Annotated in this window: 3 protein-coding genes; 2 read left to right on the top strand and 1 reads right to left on the bottom strand. The window is 54.6% G+C overall.

The window, feature by feature from the left end; all coding sequences use genetic code 11:
* Positions 1 to 500 precede the first annotated feature (500 nt).
* Together B9Z41_RS07825 and B9Z41_RS07820 are read left to right on the top strand one after the other, a co-directional pair.
* A complete protein-coding gene (locus B9Z41_RS07825; RefSeq protein WP_158236151.1) occupies positions 501 to 9,230 on the top strand; it encodes an S-layer family protein in 8,730 nt (2,909 codons plus the stop codon).
* A gap of 3 nt (positions 9,231 to 9,233) precedes the next feature.
* Entirely contained in the window at positions 9,234 to 11,597 is a 2,364-nt protein-coding gene (locus B9Z41_RS07820; RefSeq protein ID WP_100146505.1) for a tandem-95 repeat protein, read from the top strand.
* 19 nt (positions 11,598 to 11,616) lie between these two features.
* Here the strand turns inward: B9Z41_RS07820 and B9Z41_RS17325 are convergent.
* On the bottom strand, positions 11,617 to 11,707 hold a 91-nt coding region (locus B9Z41_RS17325), incomplete at its 5' end, for an integrase core domain-containing protein (protein ID WP_143474155.1).

Here is an 11,707-nt window from a genome sequence, read left to right as displayed (position 1 = left end):
GCGGGAATTACTCTGTAGTCAATCAATTCGGATACTTAGGAAAATACCAAGTCGGTGAAACTGCTCTAATCGACGCTGGCTATTACAAGCGAGATGGAAGTACTCAGAATGATTGGAGAGGGCAGTGGACGGGTAAGGATGGTGTATCAAGCAAAGATGATTTTTTATCTAATTCACAGGCGCAAGAGAATGCTATTCGCGCTTACGTTGATAAACAATGGAACTATATAGAAAATCTTGGTTTAGATCAGTACATTGGTAAAACACTTTCAGATGGAACATTTATTACGGAAAGTGGTCTTATTGCTGGGGCGCACCTAAAAGGTGTTGGCGGGCTTCAACGATATTTGAAATCGGATGGAGTAGATGACAACATTGACGGGAATGGGACTCGAATTTCGTCGTATGTAAAGAAATTCTCTGGCTATGACTTACACGATACGAATCGAGAAAATTTAGCTACCGAGACCAGTGCGAATTCTGTAACAAAGCTTGATGACGTGGTCATCATCGCCAAGCGGCCTGCGAGTATTGCCGGCGACGCCATCGACGCCACTCTCCCCGATGGCACTAGCGTAGTCAGCACATCCACCACAGCGAATGGTCAAACCACAGTTACCGCCAAACTGCTCGACAAAGACGGCCATGTGCTGCTGAGTGCAGGGCCAGGTCAAACGATGGAGCGCGACCCTGAGACGGGCATCGTGCAAGTGCGCACAGGCACCAGCGATCAAGTGCAGCAATACGACCCCGCAACAGGTGAGGTGAGCAACGCACTGAGAACAGGTAGCGATGCAGCGCAGGTTTTCGAAAACCTCCTTGATGTGTTCAGCAACCCTAAACTACCTACCGACAAAGGTGTGCAGGTGGCAGACGCCAACGGCACGTTACCCGATACACCCGCCCCCACCAATGCCAACACCAACACTTTCACCCACTACCTAGACACGCAAGCCAACACCCTCACGACAGCGCAACAAGACGCACTCGCGGCGCAGATGGACAAGCTAGGGCTAGGCAACGACAAATCCCTCTCCTTCTACACCTTGCCCGGTGGCGGTGCATTGATAGCCACCGCAGACGGCGACATCGTGGGCGAGATTGTTCACTCGTCATCAGGCGACTTGAACCTCAAAGCCACCGCCATCGATGCCAGTGGCAACACGGTAGAAGTCAACCAACACATCAACGAACAAGGCAGCGTTCTAACCCAAGATCAGTACAACACCCAAGCCCAACAACAAGCCAGCGCCTTGTTCAACAGCCTCATGGCTGCCAACAACTGGGACCACTTGAGCGATGTGGGCAAGCTCAGCGCCTTGGTCAACTTGTATAACGCCACCGACAAATTGGGAGAAGCCTTTGGTGCCACGGGCAACAACCTGCCCGGCGACTTAGGCGCAGCCGCAGGCTGGCTCAGTTTGGCGCAAGGCCTGCAAAGCGGAGACAGCCTCATCATTGCCAACGGCATCAACGTGGTCAGTGACCGTGCGCTGGACAACGCCATGAACGAGGCCTTTGGCAACACGGCTGCGGGCGAGTCGGTGCCTTACCTGAGCTATGCATTGGCCATTCGCAACTTTGAAGATAACCCCGAAGTTGCAGCAGGCACGATGTTGGGCACCTACATTGGTGAAGACATTGGTGCTGTCATGGGCGGGCCAATTGGAGCAGCTATTGGTGGAGCCATTGGCGGGTTTATCGGTGGTGCTTTGGGCGGCCTCTGGGGCGACGACGATCCACCACCTCCGCCCTTAGGCCTTGTGCATTTTGGCTGGAATGCCAATGGAGAAATTATTCCTTTGGTGGATATCGATCAAAGCGGGGGGGCCAATGCTGCAATTTCAGTAGCAAACCAGCTACTTGATGGATTAAATCAAATAGTCACTCAGCGTAACCAGGCAATAGATGAAGCACTATTCGCACAAGGGGTTGATCCTGCTGTATTTACAAGTTTCCACGTTAGTGTGAATGCCTCGACGCTACCAAGCGTGCAGTGGGACCAGAAAAATGGAGCCTTAACAGGTTACACAGACAGCTTTTCTTGGGCATCAGCCACAAGATTTTTATCCTTTGCAGAAGGTCATTTCTGTATCCAACCTAAATGGGCTGTTGATATTGAAAAATTCCAATCAATCACAAAACATGCAGATGTCGGTATTGACGATGTGACGAACGTTGCACGTGACCTCAGCGTTGAAATTAGTGGGACGGCTCAAATTACATTGGATAGCGCAGGTAACGCAACGGCACAGAACCGGAATAACGGATTGGGTGGGCAAATAGCCAAAATGTATGCTCAGGAAATTTTGAGTCAAGCCCAAATACAAGTGGACTTATTAAACGACCGGATTGATCGAAAGCTCAACTTAGATGGCGTACCAGAGCTGCAATGGGATCAGTATCACGTTGCACTAAATCCAGCAAAGCTCCCAGAAATTAAATTTGATGGAGACCGAGCTTATTTTTTAAGCTATTCAGATGAAGGTACAGAGAAGCTTCAAGCCATCAATTTAAATGGGTTCGGAGAGCAGCTACATGACAAGTTAAGCCAAGATGGTTGTATTCAAACATCTTGGGAATATGAGACGATTCGAGAGCATTGGATTAATACGCAATCAGATATTCATGAGCAACAACTTCAAGGTGCTGATACAACAGTTCTCGAAGCCAATGCACTCATCCAGCTTCGATCAAGTGCAGTTTATGGTGATGCATCACAATCTGCAGACTTTAAGAGTCAAACTTATGGCGCACTGTTGGTACATGCGCGAGGAGAGGTTGCCTCGACAATTGAGTTGTTAAGAGATGTCGATGGTGATGGGTATTTAGAAAAAACACAGTTATTTTCCGCAAAAGATTTCTCTGGTAACTTACAAGCTCTTTTAGTTCTTGACTTTAATGGCAACGGTCTGATCGAAACCCGCGACATCTTGAACTTAGGCGGCAACACCAGCGAAGGCAATCCCACTGACGCAGCACGACTGGCCAATGCCAACGCAGACTTGCAACGCAACAACATCGAGTGGTTAGATGCGAACGGGGACGGAACGATTGACAAGAGCGACCCGGCGTTTGCCGCCATCAAACTGTGGGTCGATGTCAACCAAGACGGTGTTCAATCAGGCAACGAAGTCAGCAGTTTGGCTAGCCAGCACATCAGCAGCATCAACTTCAAAACAGGCGAGGTGACGTATGCCGACGGCCACACCGATGCGCTGACAGCACAAACCCTCAAAGCAGACACAGAGGGCATCAAATTCACGCAGATACGAGAAGTCAACCCCGACGGTACGCTGCGCACCCTAGACGCAGGCACGGTCTTGGAACACGAAGGCTACCAAGGCCAAGTGCAGATCACCGATGAAGGTGGCACACGCTGGGTGGACAAGCGCGAACAAACTTATGAGCAGCAAGCCTTGCGCACGGGCGACTGGGAAGGTACCGCAGAGCAAGAAGCACACAGGCAAGGCGGTGGCAATGTGGAGGGTGCACCCACACAGACAACGGCGACAGGTGCCACAAATTTTGGGCCCGTCAAAGCAGCAGCAAATCAAACCACACAAAGCACCGTCGCGGCTGGGGATGCGCGGGTGGTCAGTGATGCACCCACCCAAGCCACAGTCAAGCCCAACGCGCAGGTCACCTTTGTGGCGGGCGACAGTCGAATCAAGAGTGATGCAGTTCCAACACCTAGCCCAGCTGCCAACAGCATCCGCGTCCCAGAGACGCGGCTGGCCTTCGTGCCCAGCACCCAGGCGTCGTCGACCAATGAAATTCGCCTTGTCACACAAGACATGATTGAGAGCGCTGGCAGCAGCATGTTTGGGGCGGCGGGTTTGGGGGTTTTAGGCGCGGTCGGTTTAGGGGCCACCGCCAGTGCGGCAGAGGCGGCAGCGGTGCAGGCCAATGTGGTCAGCGCTGGCAGCAACACCAACCCAAGCAGCAACAGCGCCAACGCGGTGAGCACCAACAACCAGTTCACCACCACCTTGCCGACTTCAGGCGCAAGCTCAAACACGTCACTTGCACCATCCACGCCAGCAGAAGTGGTCGTCAAACAGGCTGAGGTGTTCTCTGCTCCTGTGCTGGTGGTGCAGGGTGTGCAGACGGTGCAAACCGCAGCCACATCCAGTAGCACGTCCTCGCCTGCCTTTGTTTCGTCAACGCCAGCCAGCCCTGTGACAGAGGCTGCACCTGTGGTGGTGGTCAAGGCGGTGGTGATCAGCAGCGCAACCAGCAGCAAAGCCAGTTCAGACAGCACGTCTGCTACCAGCAGTGCAACAGCAACATCGACAGACGCAACATCCACCACGTCCAGCGTGAGCGCGAGTGCCGCTACTTACGTGACACTGGATTACCCCGTCGTCAGTGGCGAAACTTTGCCCGGCACCGAGGACGTAGTGTTGCGCTTGAGCCAAGACGTTTTGTTGGCCAACGACAGCAGCCCCAACGCCAGCGCAGACCCCAATGCACCCGCACTCACCATCACAGCGGTTGCAGATGCGGTGAACGGGCAGGTCAGCTTGAACGACGGTGTGGTGGTGTTCATGCCCAACACCAACTTCCATGGCGAGGCCAGCTTCACCTACACCGTGACAGACCAATATGGTTTGAGCACCACGGGCAGCACGACGCTGGTGATTGCTGCTGTCAACGATGCACCGGTGACGCAGGGTGAAACAGGGCAGACACAAGAAGACACAGCCATCTATTTCAACGTGGCAGACTTGCTGAGCAACGACAGCGATGTGGACTCGGTCACCGATGGTCAGGTGCTAAGCATCACAGGCATTGCCGCCGCACAGAATGGCACGGCAACCTTGTTGGCAGATGGACGCATACGCTTTGTGCCGGACAGCAATTTCCATGGCAGTGCCCAATTCACCTATATCGTCAACGACGGCAACGATGCAAGCAACAACGGCAGCACCACCGCCACAGTCAATGTAGACGTCAGCGCCGTGAACGATGCTCCCGTTACCCAACAAGATACAGACAGTGTGGATGAAGATATTCCCATCTTCTTCACCCAGGCACAACTCTTAAAAAATGACAGCGACGTAGACACCGCCACCGACGGCCAGGTATTGAGCATCACCGCCGTCACGGGCGCGAGCAATGGTACGGTTAGCATGCTCGCCAACGGCGACATCAGCTTCATCCCCAACGCCAACTACCACGGTGCAGCCAGCTTCACCTACACCGTGAGTGATGGCAACGGCGGCACCACCAACGCCAGCGTGAGCATCACCGTCAACGAAGTCAACGACACACCGGTGGTGCAAGGCGAGAGCACCAGTACCAACGAAGACACCACGCTCTATATAGCAGCCAGCAAACTGCTTGACAACGACAGTGACGTAGACACCATCACCGATGGCCAAGTGCTGAGCTTGAGCGCTGTCAGCAGCATCAGTGGCAAAACCCACGGCACAGTGAGTTTGGTCAACAACGCAGACGGCACGCAAACTGTGCAGTTCGCCCCCGATGCCAATTACCACGGTGTAGCCAGCTTCAACTACACGGTGAGTGATGGCAACGGGGGGTACGCCACCGCAGTGGCGACTATCAACCTTGCAGCGGTCAACGATGCGCCGGTGACAGTGGGCGAGACCAGCAGCACAGACGAAGATGTGTGGTTGACCTTCACACAAGCAAAACTCTTAGAAAACGACAGCGATGTAGACACCGCCACCGACGGCCAAGTGCTAACCATCACCGCCGTATCAGGCGCGACAAATGGCAAGGTGAGCATGTTGGCCAATGGCGATATCCGCTTTACTCCCGACGCCAACTACCACGGCACAGCCAGTTTCACCTACACGGTGAGTGACGGCAACGGAGCCACCACAGACGCGAGCGTTAATTTGACGGTGCTTGCAGTCAACGATAGCCCGAAAGCGTTGGGTGATGTGTTTGTCACCCAAGAAGACAGTGCCATCGTGCTGACCTCAAAACAGCTGTTAGCAAATGACACCGATAACGATATTGCGACCGATGCTGACGTCCTCACCATCAGTCGGGTGTTTGACGCCCTGCATTGCACTGTCACCCTCAACACAGATGGCACGATCAACCTCGTGCCCGATGCGCAATACCACGGCAATGTCAGGTTCAGTTACGAAATAACCGATGTATCTGGTGCCACCAGCACCGCGTTTGTTGTGGCGGGTGTGAGTGCCGTCAACGACGCGCCAGTCAGTCAGAGTGACAGCTTTGATGGCACGGAAGACACACTCATCATTCTTGAACAAGCGGATGTATTGGCCAACGACACCGACAACGATGTGCTGACCGATGCCGACAGCCTGTCAGTGCAAAGTGTGGGCAATGCCAGTCACGGCACAGTGCGCTTGTTGAGTTCAGGGCAAATTGAGTTTTTGCCGGATGCCAACTACCACGGCTTAGCGACTTTTGACTATGTGGTGACAGATACTTTTGGTGCCACAAGTACGAACACGGTGACTTTAAGCATTGGGGCTGTCAACGACACCCCGGTGGTGCAAGGCGAGTCTACGAATACCAACGAAGACACTACGTTGAACATAGCAGCCAGCAAGCTGCTCGCTAACGACAGCGATGTGGACACCATCACCGATGGTCAAGTGCTAAGCCTGAGTGGGGTTAGCAGCATCAGTGGCAAAACCCATGGCACGGTGGCTTTGGTCAGCAACGCAGACGGCACGCAAACCGTGCAGTACACGCCAGACGCCAACTACCATGGCACAGCCAGTTTCAACTACACCGTGAGTGACGGCAATGGAGGTTATGCCACTTCAACAGCAACAGTGACGGTGTCAGCCGTCAACGACGCGCCAGTGACAGCAGATGAAACCGACCAAATTGACGAAGACAACGCGATCACATGGACGCAAGCTGAGTTGCTGGCCAATGACAGCGATGTAGACACAGCCACAGATGGCCAGGTGCTGAGCATCACCGCTGTCTCAGACGCCACTCATGGCACGGTGAGCATGCTGGCCAGCGGAGACATTCAATTCATCCCCACAGCCAACTACCACGGCACAGCCAGTTTCACCTACACCGTGAGCGACGGCAACGGGGCCACCACAGACGCCGGCGTGAGCATTACCGTCAACGCGGTCAACGACACGCCGGTGGTGCTGGGAGAGACGGTCAGCACCAGCGAAGACATCACCCTCAACATCGCAGCCAGTACCCTGTTGAGCAACGACAGCGATGTAGACACAGCCACAGACGGCCAAGTGCTGAACTTAAGCTCTGTCAGCAGCATCAGTGGCAAAACCCATGGCACGGTCAGTTTGGTGACCAACGCAGACGGCACACAAACCGTGCAGTACACGCCAGATGCCAACTACCACGGCACAGCCAGTTTCAACTACACCGTGAGCGACGGCAATGGAGGTTATGCCACTTCAACAGCAACAGTGACGGTGTCAGCAGTCAACGACGCGCCAGTGACAGCAGATGAAACCGACCAAATTGATGAAGACAACGCGATCACATGGACGCAAGCTGAATTGCTGGCCAATGACAGCGATGTGGACACCGCCACAGACGGCCAAGTATTGAGCATCACCGCCGTATCGGGCGCGACAAATGGCACGGTGAGCATGCTGGCCAGCGGAGACATTCAATTCATCCCCAACGCCAACTACCACGGCACAGCTAGCTTCACCTACACCGTGAGCGACGGCAACGGCGGCACCACCAACGCCAGCGTGAGCATCACCGTCAACGAGGTCAACGACACCCCGGGGGTGCTGGGAGAGACGGTCAGCACCAGCGAAGACACCACGCTGAACATAGCAGCCAGCAAGCTGCTGGCTAACGACAGTGACGTAGACACCATCACCGATGGCCAAGTGCTGAGCTTGAGCGCTGTCGGCAGCATCAATGGCAAAACCCACGGCACAGTGACTTTGGTCAGCAACGCAGACGGCACGCAAACCGTGCAGTACACGCCAGACGCCAACTACCATGGCACAGCCAGTTTCAACTACACCGTGAGCGACGGCAACGGGGGTTATGCCACCGCCGTGGCGACGGTGACGGTTGCCGCTGTTAACGACGCACCGGTCACGATGGGCGAGACCAGCAGCACAGACGAAGACACCGCCATCGTGTTCACGCAAGCTGACCTATTAGCCAATGACAGCGATGTGGACACCGCCACAGATGGCCAGGTATTGAGCATCACCGCCGTATCGGGCGCGACAAATGGCACGGTGAGCATGCTGGCCAGCGGAGACATTCAATTCATCCCCAACGCCAACTACCACGGCACAGCCAGCTTCACCTACACCGTGAGCGACGGCAACGGGGCCACCACAGACGCCAGCGTGAGCATTACCGTCAACGCGGTCAACGACACGCCGGTGGTGTTGGGAGAGACGGTCAGCACCAGCGAAGACACCACACTCAATATCGCAGTCAGTACCCTATTGAGTAATGACAGCGACGTGGACACAGCGACAGACGGCCAAGTGCTCACATTGAGTTCAGTCAGCACCATCAGCGGCAAGACCCATGGCACGGTGGCGTTGGTCAACAACGCAGACGGCACGCAAACCGTGCAGTACACGCCAGACGCCAACTACCATGGCACAGCCAGCTTCAACTACACCGTGAGCGACGGCAACGGAGGTTATGCCACTGCCGTGGCGACGGTGACGGTTGCAGCTGTTAACGACGCACCGGTCACGGTGGGCGAGACCAGCAGCACAGACGAAGACACCGGGTTGACCTTCACCCAGGCACAGCTCTTAAACAACGACAGCGACGTAGATACCGCTACCGACGGCCAAGTGCTAACCATCACCGCAGTCTCGGGGGCTACCAACGGCACGGTGAGCATGCTAGCCAACGGTGACATCCGCTTCATCCCCAACGCCAATTACCACGGTGCAGCCAGCTTCACCTATACCGTGAGCGACAGCAACGGAGGCACCACAGACGCCAGCGTGAGCATCACCGTCAATGCGGTCAACGACATACCCGTGGTGCTAGGAGAAAGCACAAGTACCAACGAAGACACCACGCTCTACATAGCAGCCAGCAAACTGCTAGCCAACGACAGTGACGTAGACACCATCACCGATGGCCAAGTCCTGAGCTTGAGTTCGGTGAGCAGCATTAGCGGGCAGACCCACGGCGCTGTGAGTTTGATCAACAACGCAGACGGCACGCAAACCGTGCAGTTCACGCCAGACGCCAACTACCACGGTGTAGCGAGCTTCAACTAAACGGTGAGCGACGGCAATGGGGGACATGCCACCGCCCTAGCCACCATCAACCTAGCAGCGGTTAACGATGCACCCGTCACGGTGGGCGAGCTCAGCAGTACCGACGAAGATGTGGGGTTGACCTTCACTCAGGCGCAACTCTTAAACAACGACAGCGACGTAGACACGGCCACCGACGGCCAAGTGCTAACCATCACCGCCGTATCAGGCGCGACAAATGGCACGGTGAGCATGCTCGCCAACGGCGACATCCGCTTCATCCCCAACGCCAACTACCACGGCACAGCCAGCTTCACCTACACCGTGAGTGATGGCAACGGCGGCACCACAGACGCCAGCGTGAGCATTACCGTTAACGCCGTCAATGATGTGCCAGTTGTGACGGGCGAAACAGTCAGTACCAACGAAGACACCACGCTTTGGTTTATCCCCTCTGATTTGCTAACCAACGACACCGATATAGACGTGGCAACCGATGGTCAGGTGCTGAGCATCACCGCAGTCAGCAACGCCACGCATGGCACGGTGGGGTTCGTTACGCAAGCCGATGGCAGCCGACGCATTGCTTTCACGCCCGATGCAAACTATTTCGGTGTTGCAAGTTTTCAATACACCGTGAGCGATGGTGCGGGCGGAACTTCAACAGGCACCGTGTCGATCAATGTGGCTCAGATCAACGACGTACCTGTTGCATCCGATGACAGCTTGAGCGGTAGCGCGGAAGACAACGCGTTGCACATCAGTTTTGCCAAACTGTTATCCAACGACACCGACGCGGATAGCACCAATGCTTTATTGGGCGGTACGAACGATGTCTTGACCGTATCTGCGGTGGGCAACGCCACGCACGGCTCCGTGGCCTTGGTCAATGGCGAGATTGTTTTTACGCCAGATGCCAACTACCACGGGGTGGCAAGCTTTGTGTACCAGGTGCGCGATCAAAGTGGTGCCTTGTCACAGGCAACGGCAGCATTCACCATCACCGCTGTCAACGATGCGCCTGTCGCAACAGGCGAAACCATCAGCTCATCGGAAGATTCAAATTTGCTGCTCAATCAGAGCGACTTGCTTAAAAACGACAGTGACGTGGATGCGGCAACGGACGGACAAGTGCTGACCATCAAAGCCGTTTCAAATGCACGGCACGGCAGCGTGACGCTCAACGCCGATGGCACGATTTTGTTTGTACCCGACGCCAACTACTACGGAACGGCAAGCTTTGATTACACCGTCGATGATGGCAATGGAGGCGCTGCATCTGCTACCGCCACGATCACGCTGCTGAGCGTGAACGATGCGCCTGTGGCAACGGGTGAGACGGTTCAGGACGTGGAAGATCAGCAGCTCACGATATTGAGCAGTGCCTTGCTGCAAAACGACACAGACGTAGATAACACACAAGCTAGCTTGACCATTTCGCGCGTTCTGTCGGGCGCAGGCGGCACGGCCTATTTGAATGCCAGTGGTCATGTGGTGTTCACGCCGAACACCAACTACAACGGCAATGCAACATTCACCTACTGGGTCAAAGACCCTGATGGTTTGGAATCCAATGCGGTGACCGCAACGGTTGTTGTCAGCGCCGTGAACGATGCACCAACGGCGCAAGGCGAAATCGTGACGGGCGCTAGCGAGGATGCGGTTTTTTACATCAACAAATCGACCCTGTTGGCCAACGACAGCGACATTGATGATGCAAGCAGCGCATTGAGTTTGAGCTGGGTTGGCAATGCTTCGGGAGGCTCGGTCAGTTTGGACGGCAATGGCAATGTGGTGTTCACGCCCAATGCCAACTACAACGGCAACGCATCGTTTCAATACAAAGTGCGCGATGCCGCAGGGGCTGAATCAGCCGTAGTGCAAGCAGTCATTCCTGTCACCGCAGTGAACGATGCGCCAGTGGCCGTGGACGACAAGTTTGATACTTATAAAAATACACCCGTGACGGTTGCTTTCAATCAGTTGACCAGCAATGACAGCGATGTGGATGGCGACTCGTTGACCGTCAGTGCCGTGAGAGACCACGCGAACGGTCATGCATCCATCGTGAATGGTCAAGTGCAGTTTCAAGCCACGACGGGATTTACGGGAACTGCATCGTTTGATTATTTGTCAGACGATGGGCATGGCGGGCAGACTTGGGCAACGGCTTATGTGAATGTAAAAGTGCCGCCAAATCAATATCCAACAATGACACTAAAGTATTTTCCCGTGTGTGATGGTAAATATGGCTATGACATTTTGGGTAGTACTATCTTGACTAATGGCATACAAACATTTTCTTTGCATGATGATGGTTCCACTTCAGCAATTTCAATGCGGTTTGTGAGTGCGACTTTCAAGCCCCCGTTGGTCTTGACCCTGTAATCCAGTACCGTCGGTATATTCAAGTTACCGATTGTTTTTCCCTGAACACGGTCGGTGGCAAATATCCCAACGCACTGTGCGGGTGATAAGAATTGTAGTCATCGAACCAA

Origin of the sequence: Limnohabitans sp. JirII-31 (assembly GCF_002778315.1) — a bacterium.
Lineage (GTDB): Bacteria > Pseudomonadota > Gammaproteobacteria > Burkholderiales > Burkholderiaceae_C > Limnohabitans.
This window is presented reverse-complemented; position numbering and strand designations above follow the sequence as displayed.